Here is a 20,031-nt window from a genome sequence, read left to right on the forward strand (position 1 = left end):
TGGAGGGCCGCTCCAGCTACGGAGTTGGGAACATGCCCGCGTCAGACAAGAACGGCACGGGGAGTGGCAGACGCCCCTCCCGCAGTGACGACACCGCACGCCGCGCAAGCGGCGCACGTACCCGGAAGCCCGCCGGACACTCGGCGTCCTGGGCCATGCGTTCCGCCGCGGGGCAACTGGAGGAACTCCTCGGACGTACTCCCGAGTCGGTCTCGGCAATAAAACCGACCGAAGACGGGTGGGAAGCGGATGTCGAGGTACTCGAACTGGAACGAGTCCCCGAGACCACCAGCGTGCTCGGCACCTATCACGTGACGCTGAGTGCGAGAGGTGAACTACTGGCGTACGAACGGACCCGCCGCTACACGCGCGGCCAGATCGACCGGCGCCGCTGATCCGCATCAGGGGGTGGCGAAGGGAGACACCATGACTGTGGTGCCACAGGGTGGAAGCACCCTCTCGCGCGGTAGTACGAGCAGTCTGTACGACGTTCTGGATCTGATTCTCGACCGCGGCCTCGTCATCGACGTCTTCGTGCGCGTGTCTCTCGTCGGCATCGAGATACTCAAGATCGATGCACGCATCGTCGTGGCCAGCGTGGACACCTACCTCCGCTTCGCCGAGGCATGCAACCGCCTCGACCTCGAAACAGGCAGCAAACAGCCCACCCAGCTCACCGACCTCGTCGGCGAGATCACCGAGGGCGGGGCCGCGGGCAAGTCCAAGGGGGCGCTGACGGGAGCCGTCGAAGCCGTCAAGGACACCCTGACCGGCGGCGGCGAAGAGGACGACGCCGACGAGGAGGACGAGTACGAGGACGAGGACGGGTACGAGGACGAGTACGAGGACAGCGAAGGCGAGCAGGAGGAGCCCGCGTACGAGGAGGCGCCGCGGCAACAGCGTCGTCGGCAGCCCAGGGCGGCTTCCCGGCGGCACAGGGAGTGACCATGGCCGTCTACGTGTACTCCATCACCTCGAGGGACCACCCGATGAGGCTGGACGGCGTCCACGGTGTCGGCGAGCCTCCCGGCACGCTGCGCACGGTGACCGCCGGAGCGCTGTGCGCCGTCGTCAGTGACGCTCCCGACGGCCTGCGCCCCAAGCGCCGTGACGTGCTGGCGCACCAGGAGGTCCAGGAACGGCTGATGGCCGACGGCGCCGTGCTGCCACTGCGGTTCGGCATGACGACCGAGAGCGACGAAACCGTTCGCGCGGCCCTGGCGGACAGGGCGGGCGAGTACCAGGAACGGCTGCGGAACCTGGCGGGCACCACCGAGTACAACCTCAAGGCTTCCTGGGAGGAAGAGCCGCTGCTGCGCCGGATCCTGCGGGAATCCGACGAGGCCCGCGACCTCAACGCCGCCATCCGCGACGGCTCCGGCACCCCGCAGATGTCCCTCGCGCTCGGCGAACTGGTCGCGCGGGAAGCCGAGGTGCGACAACAGGCTCTCGCCAAGGGCATCGTCGAGGCGCTGCACCCGTACGTCCGCGACGAGAGCTTCGCGCCTCCCGGCGGCCATGACTTCCTCAGCGTCTCCTTCCTGGTCCGGGCGGATCAGGAGGAGATGTTCCTGGCCACGGAGATCAGCCTGGCCAACCAACTGGGCGAGGAGTGCGAGGTCCGGCTGCGCGGGCCTCTGCCCCCGTACAGTTTCGTCTGAGAGGCGCAGCTCATGGGCTTGCTGGAGCAACTCCTCACCTTGCCGCTGGCGCCCGTACGAGGCGTGGGCTGGGTCGTCGACCGGGTGGTCGAGGCCGCCGAACGCGAGTACTACGACCCCGAGCCCGTCGAACGTGAACTGGCGGCGCTGGAGCGCGCGCTGCTGGACGGCCGCATCGACCAGGAGACCTTCGACGAGCGCGAGGACCTCCTCCTCGACCGTCTGGAGGAGATCGCGGCCTACCGGCGGGGCGACCTCGCCCCCTGAGCCGGAATCGAGGTGCTTGCGGTGTCGGAATCCCCGGCCGACCGACTGAGTACGTACCCGTCCCGGGCGACGGCCCCGTACGGCTACGGACAGGGCTCCTCGGCCAACCTGGCCGACATCCTTGAGCGTGTCCTGGACAAGGGCATCGTCATCGCCGGGGACATCCGGATCAATCTCCTGGACATCGAACTGCTCACGGTCAAACTCCGGCTCGTCGTCGCCTCCGTCGACAAGGCCAGGGAGATGGGAATCGACTGGTGGGAGCACGACCCGTCGCTCTCCTCCCGCGCCGGGGAGCGTGCGCTGGCCGAGGAGAACAGGCGGCTGCAGGCGGAGATAGAGGCCCTGAGGGGCGAGCGCCCGCCGCGTCCCTCCGTGACCCGGCGCGGGAACGGGGCGCCCGATGACTGACGAGGTCGCCTACGCCTACGCCGTACTGCGCGCCGTGGAGGACCTGGGCGCGGCCCTGGACGGGGTGGAAGGCGTCGCGGGGGCGCCCGTTCGCCTGGTGCCGGAAAGTTCCGGGAGCGCACTGTCGGCCGCCGTCAGTTCGGTCCCCGCCGGCGACTTCCGGGAGGACGCCCTGCGCAGCCATCTGGAGGACCTGGACTGGCTCGCGACCGTCGCCCGCGCCCACCACTGCGTGATCGAGGCCCTGGCCGCGCGCACCACCGTGCTGCCGCTGCGGCTCGCCACGGTCTACCTGGACGACGGGCGGGTGGCCGCGATGCTCCGCGAGGAGGCGGAGGAGTTCTCGCGTGCCCTGGAGCGACTGGCCGGACACCTCGAATGGGGCGTCAAGATCTACGTCGAGCCGCAGCCGGACCCGCAGGCCACCGGCACGGCGTCGGTGGCCGACACGGCCGACGGGCTCGGCCCGGGCCGGGCCTACCTGCGCGCGCGCCGCGACCAGCGGCACTCGCGTGACGAGTCCTACCGGGCCGCCCGTCAGGCCGCGGATCGCGTCGAGGCGATCGGCCGTGCCATGGCGGCCGGCCACGCCCGCCACCGGGTGCAGCAGGGGGAACTCGCCGCCGGCGCCGGAGAGAACGTCGTCAACGATGCCTATCTCCTTCCGCGCGAGGCGGCAGCGGACTTCCGTGCGCGGGTTCTCGGCGCCGCCGAGGGGCTGTCAGGGATCCGGATCGATGTCACCGGGCCCTGGGCGCCGTACTCCTTCGCCACCCCGCCCGGTGCGCGGACCCCGGCGACGGACCGGGCGCCGTGAACGCCGTGGAGCGGTTGCCCGGGGCCGAGCCGCCGGTCCAGCGCCAGGTGGCCCTCATCGACCTCCTCGACCGCCTGCTCAGTGGCGGTGTCGTCGTCACCGGGGATCTGGTCCTGTCGATCGCCGACATCGACCTGGTCCGGATCTCGCTGCGCGCGCTGATCGTCTCCGTGAGCGCCGAGAACCCGTCACCCTGGGCGACGCCGGCCCGTGCCGAGGACGCGCCATGACGGGCACGGCAGCCGACAGGCGTCCCGATCGCGATCCGCCGGACCGCCTGGCCGAGGTCACGGCTGCGGCGGCCCGGGCCTTCCGGCTGCTGCCCGCCGTACCCGACGACACTCGGCAGCCGGGGTTGCCGCGCCCCGCCCGCCGTATCAGCACGGACCCCGACACCGTCGAACGGGACCTGGTCAGACTCGTCCTCACCCTGGTCGAACTGCTGCGGCAGCTCATGGAGCGGCAGGCATTGCACCGGGTCGACCAGGGGGACCTCACCGAGGAGCAGGAGGAACGGCTGGGCTCCACCCTCATGATCCTCCACGACCGCATGTCCGATCTGTGCGCCACCTACGGCCTGACCATGGAGGACCTCAACCTGGACCTCGGCCCGCTCGGCACACTCCTCCCGCCGGCGGGTCCCGACTGACGTTCGCCGTTCCGTTTCACCGTCCGGCGGCGGGTTACTCGGGACGGGTGCCCGATCCCCCATGGGGCGAGGAGAGAGAAAGACCATGGCCAAGCAGCAGAAGATCAAGGGCAAAGCCGAAGAAGCCGCGGGAAAGGCCAAGGAGACGGTCGGCCGCACCGTGGGCAACGAGCGGATGACGGCCGAAGGGCAGGCCAAGAAGTCGAAGGGCGCGGCCCGTCAGGCCAAGGAGAAGACGAAGGACGTCTTCAAGCACTGACGAGGCGACCATCGGGCGGGCTCTCCATGCGAGGGCCCGCCCCTTCGTGCCCCCGGCCACCCCGGTTCCCGGTGGAGGGCCGTCGCGGTCGGTGGGTCCGCCGCCAGGCGGAGGAGCACCGGCCTATCTCCGGGCCAGGGCGTTCTCGACCAGGGCGACGGCCGCGCGGGGGTCGTCGACTTGGAGGACGAGCCGGGCGTACCTCTCGTCGGCGAGTTCGATCACGACGGCCTTCGAAGGATCCCTGATGTCCCAGAAGACTTTTTCACCGTGCTGATGGAAGGTGCCCGCGGTGATCACGCCCGGTACGTGGGAGCCCGCCACGCGGATTCCCTTGGGATCGGCGGCTATGCCGGGGTCGGCGGTCGCGCCCCGGACGTTGGCCAGCGGGATGGTCAGGCTGCCCTTGAAGGACCAGAGCTTGTCGAGACCCTCGATCACGACGACGAGGTCGTCGGCCTCGATACGTATCAGTGCCATGTCGGTTTCCGTTTCAGGGGAGTGGGCCGAGGTATCGGGTCAGCGCGGTGGTGACGTCGTCGGGGTTGCCGCGCAGGCGGATGCCCAGCGCGGCGGCGGTGAGGGCGGCGGCCAGGTCGGAGGGAACGCCGAGGGCGTCGGCGATCGCCTCGTCGACGGCGGTCAGTGCGGCCGTCACCTCGGAGGCGACCTCCTCGTCGGCCGGTGCACGTTCGATCGCCGCGAGCAGCAGCAGGTCGAGGTCGGCCGACGTGACGAGCCGCAGCGCGGTCGCGGCATCCGATGCGCCGGCGAGGGCGTCGAGCAAAGGGCGGACGTCGTCGGCGAGATGACGGCGCAGGGCGATCAGGTAGAGGCCGCGCTTGCTGCCGAACACCTTGTACAGGCTGTTGCGGTGGACGCCGAGGTGGGTGACGAGGTCGTCGACCGACACACCGTCATACGCGCGTGCGCCGAACAAGTCCACGGCGGCACGCACCACTTCGTCCTCGTCGAATGCTCTTGGCCTCCCCATGAGCACTACGGTAGACACTTAAGGAACGATCGGTCAAGAACGATCGTTCCTTAATCATGGATTCCCTCCCGCGGAGGCTGGGGGTCCGCTCTCTCCCTGTTGATCTACAGTGCTGTAGAGGACAGCACTACGAAGGGCCGGGGCAGCACGATGCCGGAGCAGTACGACCAGACAAGCCCCGTCGAGTTCCGGTCCCCGCGCCCGGCCGACCTGGCCCGCCGGTGCCGCGACATCACGGAGGCGCGCTGGTTCGCCCTGACCGTCTTCGCCGTGATCCTCCTGAACGCCGCGCTGTTGGGCGTGGAGACCTACTCCGGTGTCGTCGCGGACTGGCACGGCTGGTTACGCCTGGCCGAGCACGCCTGCCTGGCCGCGTTCACGGTGGAGATCCTGCTGCGCCTGGGGGCCCACGCGGACCGCCCGCGTGACTTCTTCAAGGACCCGTGGAACCTGTTCGACCTCGCTGTGGTCCTCTGCGCGTTCCTGCCGGTCGTCCGTGAGAACACCACCGTGCTGCGGCTCCTGCGGCTGGCCCGGGTGCTGCGCACGGCCCGCTTCCTGCCCCAACTGCGGATCGTGCTGGTCGCGGTCGCCCGCAGTCTGCCCGGCACGCTGAGCTTTCTGCTGGTCGGCGCGCTGCTGCTGTACGTGTACGCGATGGTGGGCTGGGTCTTCTTCGGCCGCCACGACCCCGAGCACTTCGGCTCCATCGGCCGCGCCGTCCTCACCCTCTTCCTCCTGATGACCCTGGACGGCATCGGCGACGCGGTCCACGCGGGCCTGCAGATCTCCCGCTGGAGCCTCGCCTACTACGCCTCCTACGTCCTCATCGCCTCCTTCGTCCTGGTCAACGTCCTGATAGGCGTGGTCATCACCTCCCTCGACGAGGCACGGGAGATGGAGCGGGAGGCGGAGACCGTCCCCCATCCGGCCGCCGCCCCGGCCGCTGCCCCGCCCGACGGCCCGCTGCTCCTCGCCCGCATCGCGGCGGCACGCCAGGCCCTCGACGCCCTCGAACGCGACCTCGTCCATGCCGCGCCACCCCAGCACGCCGGCCGAGCGGCGAGTGCATCGGTTCCGGCCGTCGGAGAGGGCGCCTAGCGTGCATGCCGACGTCTGGTTCGCGCAGGGCGCCCGACCGGGGGCATGACCGCGTACACCGCCACCGCCGTGCACCGGACCCGGACCGGACGCCCCCCGTCGCACGGCCTGGTGGGACAGACAGTCCGACTCATCGATAGCGTGCGTCGTCATGAAGCGCGCCTGGATCCTGCCGATGCTGCTCGTGGTCTGCGGCTCAGCCTCTGCGGCTGGGCTGCTCCTGAGGGGGAGCCCCGGCACAGCCGCGGCACTCCTCCTGGTGTTCGTGCTGCTCGCCGGCGTGAACTCGCCTCTGATCTTCCCGAGGTCGATCGACGCGCTGGAGGCGCAACGCCGTAGCGCGGTCGACGGCCGGCCGGTCGTCTTCTGGCGGCCTGGCTGCACGTACTGCATGCGACTGCGCATCCGATTGGGCCGTGACGCCCGCCGGTTGTACTGGGTCGACATCTGGCGTGACACCGCTGGAGCGGCAGCGGTCAGAGCGGCGAACGACGGCAACGAAACCGTGCCGACCGTCCTTCTGGCCGGCCAGGCATACACCAATCCCGATCCCGCATGGGTGCGCGAACAGCTCTCTTCTCCTGCGTGAGGCAGGGGCGCGAGGCGCCACGCCACGTCGCCCGCGCAGGGCGCCGGCAGGGGGCCTACGTACACCCCGCATCCGGTGGGAAGTCCCATCCCCCCGCGCCTCCGGTTCCGGTTGGCTGGTGGTCGTCACCGACCGGGACACCGGAAGCAACGGGGGATCGGAACATGCACATGCCGTCGTCGAAGAAGGCCGGGGCCGCCCTGCCGGCCGCAGCGCTGCTCGCGCTCGCCTCGCCCATGACCGCGACCGCCGCGAACGTCGTCACCGCCGGACACCGTCCGGCCGCACGGCACTCCTACGGCGCGGACACTCTCCGCCAGGACCTGGCGGCCGTACGGCAGGCCGGGGGAGGCGATGTGAACGTGCTCGCCAGGGTCGACCGGGCGGACGGGGCGCCGCTCATGGCACGGATCGGCACCCGGACCGCCGGCTCCTCGGACCCGGTGCCGTGGAACGCGCACTTCCGCGTGGCGAGCACGACGAAGACGTTCACCGCCACCGTCGTCCTCCAGCTCGCCGCGGAGAAGAAGCTGTCGCTGGACGACACCGTCGAGCACTGGCTGCCCGGGGTCGTCGCCGGCCACGGCAACGACGGCAGCCGCATCACCGTCCGCGACCTGCTCCGCCAGACCAGCGGCCTGTACGACTACGTCGACGACCCGGAGGTCCAGGACCGGCTGATCGGCCACTTCGACGAGAACCGCTACGACACCACCCCGGCCGCCGACCTGGTCGCGGTGGCCATGAGGCACCGGCCGCTGTTCGTGCCGCGGCCCGGCGGGGCCACCCGATGGGCGTACTCGAACACCAACTACCTGGTCGCCGGGATGATCGCCGAGAAGGCCGGCGGCGCGAGCTGGCAGGACCTGGTCGCGCACCGGGTGATCGCCGGGCTGGGACTGCGGAACACCTCCGTCCCCGGACTCGACCCGTACCTGCCGGAGCCGTACGTGCGCGCCTACCTGACGACCGCGGACGGCACGCGCCTCGACGTCACCGAACACAGCTTCCAGCACACCGCCGACTCCGGCGTGGTGAGCACCGCCGCCGACCTGAACACCTTCTTCCGCGCCCTGGCCGGCGGCCGGCTGCTCCCCGCAGAGCAGTGGCGCGAGATGCGGCAGACCGTCGAGCGGACCGACGACCCCGAGGACGTCGCCGAGATGCCCGAGGGCACCTACGGCCTCGGGCTGCGCAGGATCCCGCTCTCCTGCGGCGGTTACTACTACACCCACGAGGGCGACGGGGCGGGCGTCAACACCCGCCCCGCGGTGAGCGCGGACGGCAGGCGCGCGGTGACCGTCTCCGTCACCACCACGACCGCGCCGCCGGACCTCGCCGCCCTCAACCGGGCCACGGGCGTCCTCGTCGACCACGCCCTCTGCGACCGGCCGTAGGGCAGGGTCAGCCCCGGCCCCCCTCCGTGAGGGCGTCCCGGAGCTGGGCCCTGGCCGTGATGCCGAGCTTCGGGAAGATCTTGTGCAGGTGGTAGCCGACCGTACGGGGGGAGAGGTAGAGGCGGGCCGCGATGTCCCGGTTGGTCAGGCCCTGGGCGGCCAGTTCGGCGATCTGGAGCTCCTGCGGGGTGAGTTCGCCGACGGCGGCCGGAGCGGTCGCCGCCCCCGCTGCCCCCGCCGCCCGGAGCTCCGCCGTGGTGCGCTCGGTCCACGGGCGGGCGTCCAGGCGCTGGAAGCACTCCAGGGCCGCGGTCAGGTGCGGGCGGGCCTCGGCGCTGCGGCGGCGCCGGCGCAGCCACTCGCCGAAGTCGAGGTGGGCGAGGGCCTTCTCGAACGGCCAGCAGTCGGTCGCCGGATCGTCGACGGCGGCGCGGAAGTGCCGTTCGGCGTCGTCCGTGTCGGTCAGCAGCGCGGTGGCCCGGTGCAGTACGGCGGCCAGCCGCGGGGAGGGGTCCGGCTTCAGGCCGTGCAGCACGGCGTCGGCCACCGTACGCGCGTCGTCCGCCCGCCCGGCGCGCACCGCCGCGGCCGTCAGGTCGCCCAGGTAGTAGAGCGAGGCGTGGTAGTGGACGGGGTCCGGCCGGAAGTCCCGGGTGAAGGTGGCGCGCAGCTGCTCGTAGGCGTCCGCGTGGTCGCCCGCGGCGAACGCGGCCATGCCCAGGGCGTGCCGGTGGCGGACCTGAAGGCTCAGCGACCGGCGCAGGTCCACGCCCCGCACGGCCCGCAGCGCCTCGGCCCGGGCGGTCGCGGGGTCGCCGCGGAGCGCGTGCAGGGTGGCCCGCAGGAGGCCGGCGCCCACGGTCACGTTGTCCGCGCCCGCCTCCGTCGCCATCCAGAACGCCTCGTGCGCCGCCTCCTCGGCCGCCGTCCACGAACCGTTCTCGAACAGGGCGAGGGCGAGCGCCTGGGTCACGGTCGCGTTCGTGCCCGCGCTGCCCGCCCGCCGCAGCACGTCCATGGTCCGCCCGAGGACGCGCACGGCCTGCTCGGTCTCGTCCAGGATCCAGGCCGTGCCGCCCACCGCGGTGAGGTTGCCGAGCGACTCCTCCCGCGCCAGGACGGCCAGCCCCTCCGTCAAGTGCCGGGTCAGGAGCGGCCGTTCGTGGACGGGATCGACGGCCGCCCGGGCCCAGGCGCGGCCCGCGGGGTCCGCGTCCCCCTCGATCAGGCCGTCGATCCGGTCGAGTTCGGCGCGGTGGCGGGGCGCGCCGGAGTTGTAGACGGAGGTGGCGGCGGTGCTCAGGGCGCCGAGGGCGAGGTCCGGTGCCGAGGTGGCGGTGGCCTCGGCGACGCCCAACAGGAGCGCCAGCGCCTCCTCGTGACGGAGCGTCACCCCGAGGGCCCAGCCGCCCAGCAGGGAGGCCTCGGCACGCAGCCGGGGATCATCGGTCATCCCCCCGACACGGCCGCTCAGCTCGCCGACCCACTGCGGATGACCGGCGAACATCGCCGCCTGCGCGGCCGTCAGCAGGCGCCGGGCCCGCAGGTCCGGCGCCGGGGTCAGCTCGGCGGCGCGTTCCAGTGCGGTCGCCGCCGCCGCGAAGCCGCCCCGGCCCCGCGCCCGTTCGGCGCTCTCCGCCAGCGCGTCGGCGACCGCCGCGTCCTGGCCGGTCGCGGCGGCGGCCAGATGCCAGGCCCTGCGGTCCGGCTCCCCGGTCAGCGCGGCGGCCAGCGCGAGATGGGCCTGCCGGCGCTCGTGGAAGGAGGCCGCGTGGTAGACGGCCGAGCGCACCAGCGGGTGCCGCAGCAGCACCCCGCCGTCCGCCACCCGCACCAGCCCGGCGCGCTCGGCGGGGTCCAGCGCCGCCACCAGGTCCAGCTCGGGGGCGGCCCGTATGAGGTCCGTCAGCCGGGCCGGACCGGCCGCGGCCACCAGCAGCAGGGCCGCCCGGGTGGGCGCGGGCAGGCCGGGCAGGTCGGCGGCGAACAGGTTCTCCAGGCGCGCGGTGAGCGGCAGCGTGGCGCCCCCGGCTCCGCCGGCCCCCATGTCCCCGGTCCGGCCCCGGGCCAGCGCGCGGGGCAGCTCGATCAGGGCCAGCGGGTTGCCGGCCGCCTGCTGGAGGATCTCGGCCCGGGTCTTGCCGCGCGGCGGATCCGGCTGCGCGTCCAGGAGCTGCCCGGCCGCGGTACGGCTCAGCGGGCCGAGCGTGATCTGCGGGAAGGCCCGGTCGAAGCGGGCCGGTACGCCGTCCTCGCGGGCGGCGAGCAGCAGCACCACCGGCCTGCCCTCCAGCCGCCGGGCGAGGAAGGCCAGTACGTCCACCGAGCCGAGGTCCAGCCACTGGGCGTCGTCCACCAGCAGGAGCAGCGGCCGGCGGGCGGCGGCCTCGGTGAGGAGTCCGAGCACGCCCACGCACAGCGACAGCTGGTCGAGCCTCAGCTCGTACTCCGCCGCCTGCGGCCCGAAGGCACGGTCCAGCACCTCCCGCTGCCCCGCGGGCAGGCCCGTTCCGGGCAGCAGCGGGTGCAGCAACTGGTGCATGCCCGACAGACCGAGTCCCGCCTCGCCCTCGCTGCCGCGCACCCGCAGGATCCCGAGGCCCTGCTCCCGGCCCCGCTCGGCCGCCCGGTCCACGAGGGTGCTCTTGCCCGTCCCCGGCTCCCCGGCCAGCACCAGCACCTGCGGTCCGCTGCCGTCCACCGCCCCGAGCAGCCGGTCGAGGCGCCCCAGCTCGGCGGCCCGGCCCAGGATGCCCGGATCGAAGGGGTGGTCGGTGGTGCCGGCGTGCATGAACCGTCCTTGTCGTCGAGCCGCTGATACGGCAATCCTGCCAGCGGCCCACGGCAGGACCCGAACCGCGGGCTCGCGCGGCCCGGCCGCCGCGGGCGCGGGCGACTGGTCATGTGACGGAAGCGGGCCGCCCCGGCCTCGGCGAGGATGGCCGCGGGGCCTTCGCGATGACGGCCCCGGCCAGGGAAAACGCGCACCGCCCGGGAGTACGTGCATGACGGTCCACCCACCCCAGCAGTCCACGACCGGCGACGACAGCGCCGTACTGGGCCGGGACGGCGAGATCGAGCGGATCCTGCGGTGCGCGACGCGCGAGCCCGGCACTCCCCAGACCCTGCTGCTCCTCGGCGAGGAGGGGACCGGGCGTACGGCACTGCTCCGGCACGTCCGGGACCGGGCCACCGCCGAGGGCGTGCAGGTGCTGGCCGCGCACGGCTGGGCCGAGGACCCCCGCCCTGCGCACGCCTGTCTGCACCAGCTGCTGACGCCGCCGGTGCGGGCCGAACTGGCCGCGCTCCCCGCCGCCCTGCGAAGGGCGTTGACCGCCGTACCGGCCGCCGACGACCCGGCGGACGAGGCCGAGCCGCACGCGGCGGTGGCCGCGCTCCTTGACCGGCTCGCCGGGGCCGGTCCGGTGCTGGTGTGCGTGGACGACGCCGACCTGTGCGGCCCTGCCTTCCCCGAGGCGCTGTTCGCCGCGGTCCGGCAGCTGACCGGCCGGGCGCTGACGGTGCTGCTCGCCGCACGCCACGAGGCGGCCCTGCCCGGCCCGCCGCCCGGCACCGAGACCCTGCGGCTGGGCCCGCTCGACGGCATCTCGGCCGCGGCCCTCCTCGACCGGCAGCCGGCCGCGCCCACCGGCCGGCACCGGCTGGAGATCCTCGCCCAGGCCGCCGGCAACCCGCTGGCACTCGTGGAACTGGGCCGCGGCGCGCCGGGCCCCGCCGAAGCGGTCCGGCACGCGCACGTCTTCGGCGTACGGGTCGACGCGCTCCCCGCCGGGACCCGCAGGGCCCTGCTGTACGCGGCGGCAGCGGGACCCGGCGGGACCGTCGCCGCGGTCATGGCCGCCCTCGGCACCGGCGACCTGACGGTGTGGGCGCCGGCCGAGGCAGCCGGGCTGATCGCACTCGCCGAGGACCGGCTCGACTTCCGGCATCCGCTGGCCCGCTCGGCCGCCTACCTCGGGCGCCCGGCCGGCGAGCGCCAGCGGGCCCACCGGGAGCTCGCCAGGGTCGCCGCGCGGCCCGAGGCCAGGGCCCGGCACCTGGCCGCCGCCACCGTCGGCGCCAACGCCTTCGTCGCCGCCGAGCTGGAGGCCTCCGCCTGGCGGCCCGGGGACGCGGTGGAGGCCGCCCGCGCCCTGGAACAGGCGGCCCGGCTCAGCCCACGACCGCCGGAACGCGCCCGCCGGCTTGCCGAGGCACTGACCGCGGCCCACACGGCGGGCGACCCCGGCTGGGTCCGCGAGCTGTACGAACGGATCGTGCAGGAAGGCGCCGAGCCGCAGTTCGGCTGTGCCGCGGCCGGTGCGCTGGCCTCCGCCCTCTCCCACGAGTCGGCCCAGCGCGAGGCCTTCGCACTGCTCGCCGACGCCTCCGAACACTTCCCCGTCGTCGACCGGTCCCTCGCGCTCGCCCTCGTCGGCCTGGCGGCGGGCATCGCCGCCCAGTCCGGGCTGCCCGAGCACACGGCGGCCCTGCCCGCGCTGCTCGACCGGGCCCGGCAGGCCGACGCGTCCGGGCGGTGGCGGCCCGCCACCACCGGACCGCTGGCCCGCCTGGACACCCCGTACGCCCGGCGGGCCCTGGCCGCACTGGTCACCGCGATCGCCCGGCCCCGCTCCGCCACCGCCGCCCCACCCGCCCTCGCCCGCCCCCACCACACCCCGCCCGCCCCCGGCCACCCATACGACGCCCCCGGCCCCGGCTCGCCCGCCCCCACCGCCCAGGCGGTCCTCGCCGCCGTCGCCCACCAGGCGGACGAGGCGGACACGGACCTGGGACAGTCGCGGACGGCCGACGAACGGCTGCGCAGCGCCCGCGCCTTCGGGCTGCGGGGCTGGTCGGTGCTCCCGTTCGTGGACACCCTGCTGGCCACCGGACGGTTCGCCGAGGCCGGCGGCGTCATCGAGGACGCCCTGACCGAGGCCGCGGTGCTGCGCCTGCCGCGTCTGCGGGCCGACCTGGAGACGCAGGCGCTGACCGTACGGGCGCTGCGCGGCACCCTGCCGCCGGAGCCCTGGTTCACCCCGTCCGTGTGGCGGGCCGTCTGCCTGGACGAGAACCGGGCCACCCACGCCCGGCTGCTGCGCGCCCGCGGACTCGCCGCCGTCACCCGCGGCGACATGGAGGACGCCTGGTGGCAGCTGAGCGGCCTGTTCACCGCCGACGGCTCGCCCCTGCACCCCTTCCTGTCCGCGCGGGCCGTCGCCGAACTCGCCGTCGCCGCCCAGCGCACCGGCCGGTCGGCCGAGGCGCTGCCCCTCCTGGAACGGGTCGCGGCCGACCAGGGGGACCGCCCCAGCACCCGGATGACGCTGCTGCTGCACCACGCCACCGCCCTGGTCGGCCCGGACGGCGAGGCCGAGCGGCACTTCCAGCTCGCGCTCGTCAACCACGGGGCGAACCGCTGGCCGTGGGAGTGCGCCCACGTCCGCCTCAACTACGCCATCTGGCTGCGCCGTTGCCGCCGTACCCTGGAGGCCCGCCAGCAGCTGACCGCGGTCCTGGAGACCGCCGAACGCCTCGGTGCCGGAGCCCTCGCGGCCGCCGCCGGCAGCGAACTGCGCGCCAGCGGTGCGGCCCCCGCCCCGGCGGACGCGGGTCTGCTGGAGCAACTGACCGCGCAGCAGCGGCAGATCGTCCAGCTGGTCGCGCGTGGCCTGTCGAACCGGGAGATCGGCGAGCGGCTCTTCCTGTCCCCGCGCACGGTCGGCTCGCACCTGTACAACGTGTACCCCAAGCTCGGCATCAGCAGCCGCCATCAACTCCGTGACCTGGTACAGGGCCGGTGAGGGCGCCCGCGGGCCGGACGGAGGAGCGCCCATGACACCCGGAGCACCGGGGCCGGGTACGGCCGTCGTCCTCGACCCCGTGGTGCAGCGCCTGGTCAGCGCCGCCGCCGTGCCGCCCGTCCTCGACGACCTCGGCCCGGACGCCGCGCGGCAGGCGCTGCGGGAGACCCAGGCCGACCGGTTCGAGGACTTCGACGTGGAGGCGGTCTTCCACGTGGCACCCGTCGGCCCCGCCCGGCTGCTCGGCTTCTGGACCGTACGCCCGGCCGGGGCGCGGGGCCCGCTGCCGGCCCTGCTGTACCTGCACGGCGGCCGGTGGGCGCTCGGCGACGCCCAGACCCACGCCCGGCTCATCAGCGAACTCGTCACCGGTGCCGGGGTGTGCGCCGTCGTCCCCGAGTACAGCCGTGCCCCCGAGGCCCGCTACCCGGTGGCGCTGGAGGAGTGCTACGCCCTGCTGGCCTGGGCGGTCACCCGGGCCGAGGCGCTCGCGCTGGACCCCGGCCGGCTGGCGGTGGCCGGCGACTGCGCCGGCGCCACGCTGGCGGCGGCCGTGACCATGCTGGCGAAGGCGCGGCTCGGGCCGCGGATCAGCGCGCAGCTGCTCTACTACCCACTGGCCGACGCCCGCTGCGACAGCCCCTCGCAGCAGCAGTTCGCCACCGGCTACCTGCTCACCCGCCGGGCGCTGCGCGGCTACTGGCACCGGTACGTCGACGACCCGGCCCGGCGCGGCGAGCCCACCGCGGCTCCGCTGCGGGCCCGCCCGGAGGAGCTGGCGGGGCTGCCACCGGCCCTGGTGGTCACCGCCGAGGCCGACGTGGCCCGCGACGAGGGCGAGGAGTACGCGCGGCGGCTGTCCGAGGCCGGCGTCGACGCGCTGTCCGTGCGGTTCCTCGGCACCGTCCACGACTTCGTGGCCCTGCACGCCCTCGCCGACAGCGCGCCCACCCGGGCGGCACTGCTGACCGGTTGTGCCTTCCTGCGGTCCCGGCTCGCGTGACGGGCCCGGTTGTCGTGACGGGCCCGGTTGAACTGACGGGCCCGGTTGAACTGACGGGCCCGGCGCCGGCCGAGGACCAGTCGCCCGACTGATGCGTCGCTGCCGGTCGTCGGGCGAGGCTGGTGGCATGGCAACCGCGATCGGCTCCTACGAGGAGAGACGCCGGCCTCCGACCGGCGCGACGGGCGAACGGACCAGGGTGCTGACCACGCGCTCGGTTCCACCGGAGGAGAGCCTGGAGTACTGGCACGACGCCGTGCTCGACACCCTGGTGGGGATGGACATCGCCGCCGAGGGCGGTACCTACGACGCCAGCCTGCGCACCGACCGCCTCGGTGAGCTGCGGATCACCACGGTGGAGGCCGACCCCGGCCGGGTCCACCGGGCGCCGCGGTTCATCGCCCGCGGCGACGGCCGGGAGATCTTCGTGGCCGTCCAGAGCGCCGGCCGCTCCCGGGTCGAACAGGACGGCCGCGCCACCGAGTTGCGGACCGGCGACATCGGGTTCTTCGAGACCCTGCGCCCCTTCCGGACCACCTTCCCGGAGCGCTTCCGGCTGAAGATCTTCGCCGTGCCGCGCCCCCTCCTCGAACTCTCGGAGGCCGACGTACGACAGCTCACCGGCCGCGCGGTCCGCCCGGCCGGCGGACTCCCCGCGCTGCTCGGGCCGCTGCTCGAACGGCTCGCGGACACCTCCGCGTCGTACACCTCGCCGACGGCCGAGCGGCTGGCGGAGAGCGTCGTCGACCTGGTGGCGGCCACCGCGGCCGAGCAGCTCGGGGCCGACGCCGCCGAACTGCCCGGTGCCGACGGCGTGCTGCTGCTGCGTGTCAGGACGTACATCCGCTGGCACCTCTCGGACCCCGGGCTGACGCCGGGCACCATCGCCCGCGCGCACGGCATCTCGGTGCGCTATCTGCACCGGCTGTTCCAGGCCGAGGGCACCACCGTCTGCCAGTCGATCCGCGACCTGCGGCTGCGCGAGTGCCGCCGGGAACTCGCCGCGCGCCCGGCGGGCTCGGCGGGCCCGGCCGGCCTGGGCCAGGTTGCCCGGCGCTGGGGGTTCAGCAGCGCGGCCGGGTTCGGCAAGGCTTTCCGCAGCTCCTTCGGGCTGTCCCCGACGGACTGGCTGGACCGGGTGCGCACGGACGGTCCGCCGTGCTGACCGCGGTGTCCTGCGCCACCCGGGACCTGGCCCCCGGCGACCGGCTCGACGCCTGGCAGCGCGTCCTGTCCCGGACCTTCGTGGACGTCGAGGTCAGGGTGGACCGCGGCCGTCCGTGGACCGGCGAACTGGCCGCCGAACGGCTCGGCGCCCTCCAGATCGCCACCGAGGACTTCGGCCCCGGCACGATCCTGCGCGGCGCCCGCACCGCCGCCGCCGACCCCCGCACCCACATCCTGGTCCGCCGCCAGCTGGCCGGTACCGCCCTGCTGCTCCAGGACGGCCGCACCGCCGAACTCCGCCCCGGCGGCCTGGCCTTCCACGACGCGCGGCGCCCGTTCCGGATCGTGCTCCCCGAACCGCAGCGGGCCCGGATCCTCATGGTGCCCCGCGCCCTGCTGCGCCTGGAGGAACGGCAGCTGCACGCCCTCACGGCCACGCCGGTGGACGAGGCCGCAGGGGGCGCGGCGGCCCTGCTGCTGCCGCTGCTCGACGGACTCGTCGACGAGGTCGCCCGGGTCACCGCGGCCCGGCGCGAACGACTCGCCCGGACCGTCGTGGACGTCCTCGCGACCCTGGCCCTGGAGCGGATCGGCGGGCCGCCCGAGCCGGCCCTGTGGGAGCGGATCACCGCGTCCGTCCGGGACCGGCTCGGCGAACCCGGACTCACCCCGCGGGACATCGCCGACCGGCACGCCATCTCGCTGCGCTACCTGCACCGGCTCTTCCAGCGCCAGGGCACCACCGTGGGCGCCTGGATCCGGGCGCGCCGGCTGGAGGCGGCCCACGCGGAGCTGGCCCTGCCCGGCGCCGCCGACCGGTCGATCGCCACGGTGGCGGCCCGCTGGGGCTTCACCAGCCCCTCGCACTTCAGCCGGGCGTTCCGCGAGACGTACGGGATGTCACCGGCCCAGTGGCGGCGGGCGGCGGGCGCCGCCGGACGGCGTGACTGACGGCCCGCGCCGCGCGGTCCGCCCGGCCCGTCCCGCCCCTGCTTCCGCACCGCTTTGGTGATCGTGCCGCCCGACCGCGACCACGACCTCCTACCCTTTCCGGTTGACGGCCGGATCGAACTGACGGCCCGAGTGACGATGGAGTGCGCATGACCGACGAGGCGATGGGTGACGAGGTCTACCAGCCGGACGGTTCGGAGGTGCAGGACGACGCCGGTGTGCTGGACGCCTCGGACACCCTGGACTACCGGGCCGGCGAAGAGGCCCTGGACGAGGGCTACTCGCCGCCGGAGCGGCCCTGGGGCGTGGAGCACACGGGGGTGACGGCGGCGGAGGGACTGCGCGGGGAGACCCTGGACGAGCGCCTCGCCGAGGAGGTGCCGGACATCGGCGTCCCGGAGGGCGACGACCTCGGCGACGCCTGGGACACGGACGGCGAACTCCTCGACGACGAGGTCGGCGACGACCGTGCCGGACGGCTCCTCGCACCCGACGAGGGCGCGCACGAGGTCACCGACTCCGACCTGTTCGCCTCCGACCGGGGCCTGGACGGCGCCGGGGCGTCGGCGGAGGAGGCCGCGATGCACGTGATCCCGGAGTCCGAGGACTTCTGAGGCCGCCCCCCTGCGGACCCCCTGCTGACCCTCTGAGGACTTCTGACGGGCCGGGGTCCTGGCCCGGTCCGTCTAGGTGAGGTGGCGCAGCAGCGCCGCGACGGCCGCCGGGGGCTCGCCCTGCGGCCGTACCACCATCACCTTCCAGCTCGGCGCGTGCCGGGCGAACCGGTAGGGCGTCAGGTCCGGGAAACGGTGGGCGATCGTCGGCGGCATGATGCAGACGCCGAGGTCGGCCCGGACCAGTTCGGACGCGGCCACGATGTCGTTGACCTCGAAGGTCGTGGCCCGTTCGACGCCGGCCGCCCGGAACGCGCGGTCGGCCGCGTCCCGGATCGCCCAGCCGGGGGTGAACTCCACCTGCGGCAGCTCGGCGATGCCGGCCAGGTCGACCGTGCCCCCGGCACCGTTCGTGGTGAGGCTCCGGCGGGGCGAGGCCACCAGGACCATCTCCTCGCGGGCCAGCAGCCTGGTCACCAGACCGCGCTGCTGCTGGCGGTCCAGCGCCACCACCGCCAGGTCCACCGTGCCCTCGCGCAGCGCCTGCCGGATGTCGACGACCGCCGCCTGCCGCAACCGGACCAGCACCCGCGGATGTTCCGCCCGCAGCGCGGCCAGCGCGTGGTGCAGGTTCGCCCAGACCCCCTGCATGGTGCCGACCGTCACCCGGCCGCGCAGCTCGCCCTTCGCCGCGTCGACCGCCTCGCGGGCCAGCTCGGCGGCGCGCAGGGCCTGCCGGGCCGCCGGGACGAACGCCTCGCCTGCCGGGGTGAGCCCGACCCGGTGCGTGGTCCGGGTGAACAGGGGGGTGCCCAGCTCGCGTTCCAGGGCGCGGACCGTGCCGGAGACGGCGGACTGGACCACGTGCAGCCGTCGCGCCGCCGCCGTGAACCCGCCCGCGTCCGCCACGGCGACCACGACTTCCATCTGCCGCAGGTCCATGATCTGCTCCCGGTGGCACGGCGCCCGCCTCGGTACGGCGAGGATCTCCGCCGCATCCTAGGCAGGCGCCCCCGCTCCCCGGCGCTCCTACGCCGAGCGCCTCGCGCCGCTCCGGAGCTCGGTGAGCCAGTACAGCAGGCCCAGCACCGGCAGGGCGGCCCCGAGGAGACTGACCGCGCTCCAGCCGCCGGACCGGTAGGCGATGGAGCCGAGCTGGGAGCCGAGGGCGCCGCCGATGAAGAAGATCGCGATGAAGGCGCTGTTCAGCCGGGCCCGGGCGAGCGGATCGAGTTGGTAGACGGTGTGCTGGCCGAGGATCAGGCTGGTCTGCACGGCCATGTCGAGGAGGACGGCCGCGAGCCCGATCAGCAGGACGCTGTGCTGTCCGAACCCCGCCGCCGCGAAGGCCAGCGCGGCGAGGCCGAACGCGGCACCGGTCATCCGGCGGGTCAGTCCGCGGTCCGCCCAGTGCCCGGCGAACGGGGCGACGGCCGCACCGGCGGCGCCGACCAGGGCGAACACCCCGACCCCGACGGCGGAGTAGTGGAAGCGCGGGCCGGTCAGCACGTACGAGACGGTCGTCCAGAAGGCGCTGAAGGCACCGAACATCGCCGCCTGGTAGAGGCCCCTGCGCACCAGCGCCGGATGGGTGCGCACCAACGCCGCGGTGGACCGCAGCACCCGGTGGTACGGCACGGAGGTGGTGGGCGCGTGCTGGGGCAGGGCCAGCCGCAGGGCCACCCCCAGCAGGGCCATCAGGACGGCCGAGCCGAGGTAGACGACCCGCCAGCCGGCCACGCTGGAGACCAGGCTGCTGAGCGTGCGGGACAGCAGGATGCCGGTGAGCAGGCCGCTCATCACCCGGCCCACCACCCGGCCGCGGGCGTGGTCGGGCGCCAGGCTCGCGGCGAACGGGACGAGGATCTGCGCCACGACGGACGTGGCCCCGCTGATCAGCGAGGCGATGAGCAGCATCGGGAACCCGGTCGCGAGACCGGCCGCCACCAGGGCGAGCGTGGTGACCGTCAGCAGCGCGGTGATCAGGCTCCGCTTCTCCAGCCGGTCGCCGAGCGGCACCAGGAAGATCATGCCGATCACGTAGCCGACCTGGGTGAGCGTGATCAGCAGACCCGCGGTCGGCTCGCTGACGTGGAAGACGCCCCGCAGCTCGGACAGCAGGGGCTGGGCGTAGTACAGGTTGGCGACCGTCATGCCGGAGGCGACGGCGAACAGCGCGATCAGCCAGCCCGGCACCCCGTGGGCGGCCTCGGCGGCCTCCCGGCGCGGGGAGCGTATGTCGGGCGACGGTGTCTGGGACACGGGACCTTCCTCACAGCAGGCGTTGCTCTCGTCAGTCACCAGCACTCGGCCGCCCGCCATGCTTCCCAGCGCGCGGCGATGG

Annotated in this window: 22 protein-coding genes; 17 read left to right on the top strand and 5 right to left on the bottom strand. The window is 74.2% G+C overall.

Going from position 1 to position 20,031, the window contains the following annotated elements; all coding sequences use genetic code 11:
* The first annotated feature begins 32 nt into the window (after positions 1–32).
* The 9 genes from AB0D74_RS20800 (at position 33) to AB0D74_RS20840 (ending at position 4,064) form a co-directional block, all read left to right on the top strand.
* Positions 33–395, top strand: coding sequence for a gas vesicle protein (locus AB0D74_RS20800; protein WP_362588661.1), 363 nt, complete (start codon positions 33–35; stop codon positions 393–395).
* A gap of 31 nt (positions 396–426) precedes the next feature.
* On the top strand, positions 427–945 hold the full coding sequence (locus tag AB0D74_RS20805) for a gas vesicle structural protein GvpA (protein ID WP_362588664.1): 519 nt from the start codon (positions 427–429) through the stop codon (positions 943–945).
* A 2-nt stretch (positions 946–947) separates the two neighbouring features.
* On the top strand, positions 948–1,661 hold the full coding sequence (locus AB0D74_RS20810) for a GvpL/GvpF family gas vesicle protein (RefSeq protein ID WP_362588667.1): 714 nt from the start codon (positions 948–950) through the stop codon (positions 1,659–1,661).
* A 12-nt stretch (positions 1,662–1,673) separates the two neighbouring features.
* Positions 1,674–1,928, top strand: a complete 255-nt coding sequence (locus AB0D74_RS20815) for a gas vesicle protein GvpG (RefSeq protein WP_362588669.1) — start codon at positions 1,674–1,676, stop codon at positions 1,926–1,928.
* A 45-nt stretch (positions 1,929–1,973) separates the two neighbouring features.
* Complete coding sequence (locus tag AB0D74_RS20820; RefSeq protein WP_362589071.1) at positions 1,974–2,339, top strand: gas vesicle protein; 366 nt, start codon at positions 1,974–1,976, stop codon at positions 2,337–2,339.
* Positions 2,332–3,156, top strand: coding sequence for a GvpL/GvpF family gas vesicle protein (locus AB0D74_RS20825; RefSeq protein WP_362588672.1), 825 nt, complete (start codon positions 2,332–2,334; stop codon positions 3,154–3,156). The genes AB0D74_RS20820 and AB0D74_RS20825 overlap by 8 nt, the downstream gene beginning before the upstream one ends.
* Positions 3,153–3,386 (top strand): gas vesicle protein, encoded by a 234-nt coding sequence (locus AB0D74_RS20830; RefSeq protein ID WP_362588675.1) that lies wholly within the window; start codon positions 3,153–3,155, stop codon positions 3,384–3,386. The genes AB0D74_RS20825 and AB0D74_RS20830 overlap by 4 nt, the downstream gene beginning before the upstream one ends.
* The gene (locus AB0D74_RS20835) at positions 3,383–3,805 is read left to right on the top strand and encodes a gas vesicle protein K (protein WP_362588678.1); all 423 of its coding nucleotides are present in this window, start codon (positions 3,383–3,385) and stop codon (positions 3,803–3,805) included. The genes AB0D74_RS20830 and AB0D74_RS20835 overlap by 4 nt, the downstream gene beginning before the upstream one ends.
* Before the next feature lie 85 nt (positions 3,806–3,890).
* Positions 3,891–4,064 carry a CsbD family protein gene (locus tag AB0D74_RS20840; protein WP_359225796.1) on the top strand — a complete coding sequence of 58 codons (174 nt, stop codon included), beginning with the start codon at positions 3,891–3,893 and terminating at the stop codon, positions 4,062–4,064.
* Between the two features lie 123 nt (positions 4,065–4,187).
* Here AB0D74_RS20840 and AB0D74_RS20845 read toward each other — a convergent pair whose 3' ends face one another.
* A complete protein-coding gene (locus tag AB0D74_RS20845) occupies positions 4,188–4,544 on the bottom strand; it encodes a hypothetical protein (protein WP_362588681.1) in 357 nt (118 codons plus the stop codon).
* A 13-nt stretch (positions 4,545–4,557) separates the two neighbouring features.
* Complete coding sequence (locus AB0D74_RS20850) at positions 4,558–5,058, bottom strand: TetR/AcrR family transcriptional regulator (protein ID WP_362588684.1); 501 nt, start codon at positions 5,056–5,058, stop codon at positions 4,558–4,560.
* A 150-nt stretch (positions 5,059–5,208) separates the two neighbouring features.
* Between AB0D74_RS20850 and AB0D74_RS20855 the strand changes: the two genes are divergently transcribed.
* The 3 genes from AB0D74_RS20855 (at position 5,209) to AB0D74_RS20865 (ending at position 8,145) form a co-directional block, all read left to right on the top strand.
* Positions 5,209–6,159 (top strand): ion transporter, encoded by a 951-nt coding sequence (locus AB0D74_RS20855; RefSeq protein WP_362588687.1) that lies wholly within the window; start codon positions 5,209–5,211, stop codon positions 6,157–6,159.
* 151 nt (positions 6,160–6,310) lie between these two features.
* On the top strand, positions 6,311–6,748 hold the full coding sequence (locus AB0D74_RS20860; RefSeq protein ID WP_362588690.1) for a glutaredoxin domain-containing protein: 438 nt from the start codon (positions 6,311–6,313) through the stop codon (positions 6,746–6,748).
* A 164-nt stretch (positions 6,749–6,912) separates the two neighbouring features.
* Positions 6,913–8,145 carry a serine hydrolase domain-containing protein gene (locus tag AB0D74_RS20865; RefSeq protein WP_362588694.1) on the top strand — a complete coding sequence of 411 codons (1,233 nt, stop codon included), beginning with the start codon at positions 6,913–6,915 and terminating at the stop codon, positions 8,143–8,145.
* Positions 8,146–8,152: 7 nt separating this feature from the next.
* On the opposite strand, the gene AB0D74_RS20870 is transcribed toward AB0D74_RS20865, so the two are convergent.
* Positions 8,153–10,936: a LuxR family transcriptional regulator gene (locus AB0D74_RS20870; protein ID WP_362588697.1), complete on the bottom strand. Its 2,784-nt coding sequence runs from the start codon at positions 10,934–10,936 to the stop codon at positions 8,153–8,155.
* 214 nt (positions 10,937–11,150) lie between these two features.
* On the opposite strand from AB0D74_RS20870, the gene AB0D74_RS20875 reads away from it, so the two are divergent.
* From AB0D74_RS20875 to AB0D74_RS20895, 5 genes are all read left to right on the top strand, one after another.
* Positions 11,151–13,952, top strand: a complete 2,802-nt coding sequence (locus AB0D74_RS20875; RefSeq protein ID WP_362588700.1) for an AAA family ATPase — start codon at positions 11,151–11,153, stop codon at positions 13,950–13,952.
* A gap of 31 nt (positions 13,953–13,983) precedes the next feature.
* Entirely contained in the window at positions 13,984–14,955 is a 972-nt protein-coding gene (locus AB0D74_RS20880) for an alpha/beta hydrolase (RefSeq protein WP_362588702.1), read from the top strand.
* A 127-nt stretch (positions 14,956–15,082) separates the two neighbouring features.
* Positions 15,083–16,120: a helix-turn-helix domain-containing protein gene (locus AB0D74_RS20885; RefSeq protein WP_362588704.1), complete on the top strand. Its 1,038-nt coding sequence runs from the start codon at positions 15,083–15,085 to the stop codon at positions 16,118–16,120.
* A complete protein-coding gene (locus tag AB0D74_RS20890) occupies positions 16,114–17,073 on the top strand; it encodes a helix-turn-helix domain-containing protein (protein ID WP_362588707.1) in 960 nt (319 codons plus the stop codon). Before AB0D74_RS20885 ends, AB0D74_RS20890 begins: the two co-directional genes overlap by 7 nt.
* Before the next feature lie 149 nt (positions 17,074–17,222).
* Positions 17,223–17,687, top strand: coding sequence for a DUF5709 domain-containing protein (locus AB0D74_RS20895; RefSeq protein ID WP_362588710.1), 465 nt, complete (start codon positions 17,223–17,225; stop codon positions 17,685–17,687).
* A 72-nt stretch (positions 17,688–17,759) separates the two neighbouring features.
* Here AB0D74_RS20895 and AB0D74_RS20900 read toward each other — a convergent pair whose 3' ends face one another.
* Both AB0D74_RS20900 and AB0D74_RS20905 read right to left on the bottom strand, forming a co-directional pair.
* Positions 17,760–18,629, bottom strand: a complete 870-nt coding sequence (locus AB0D74_RS20900) for a LysR family transcriptional regulator (RefSeq protein WP_362588713.1) — start codon at positions 18,627–18,629, stop codon at positions 17,760–17,762.
* Positions 18,630–18,716: 87 nt separating this feature from the next.
* The gene (locus tag AB0D74_RS20905; protein ID WP_362588716.1) at positions 18,717–19,949 is read right to left on the bottom strand and encodes an MFS transporter; all 1,233 of its coding nucleotides are present in this window, start codon (positions 19,947–19,949) and stop codon (positions 18,717–18,719) included.
* Between the last annotated feature and the right edge of the window lie 82 nt (positions 19,950–20,031).

This window comes from Streptomyces sp. NPDC048278, from assembly GCF_040652195.1.
GTDB lineage: Bacteria > Actinomycetota > Actinomycetes > Streptomycetales > Streptomycetaceae > Streptomyces.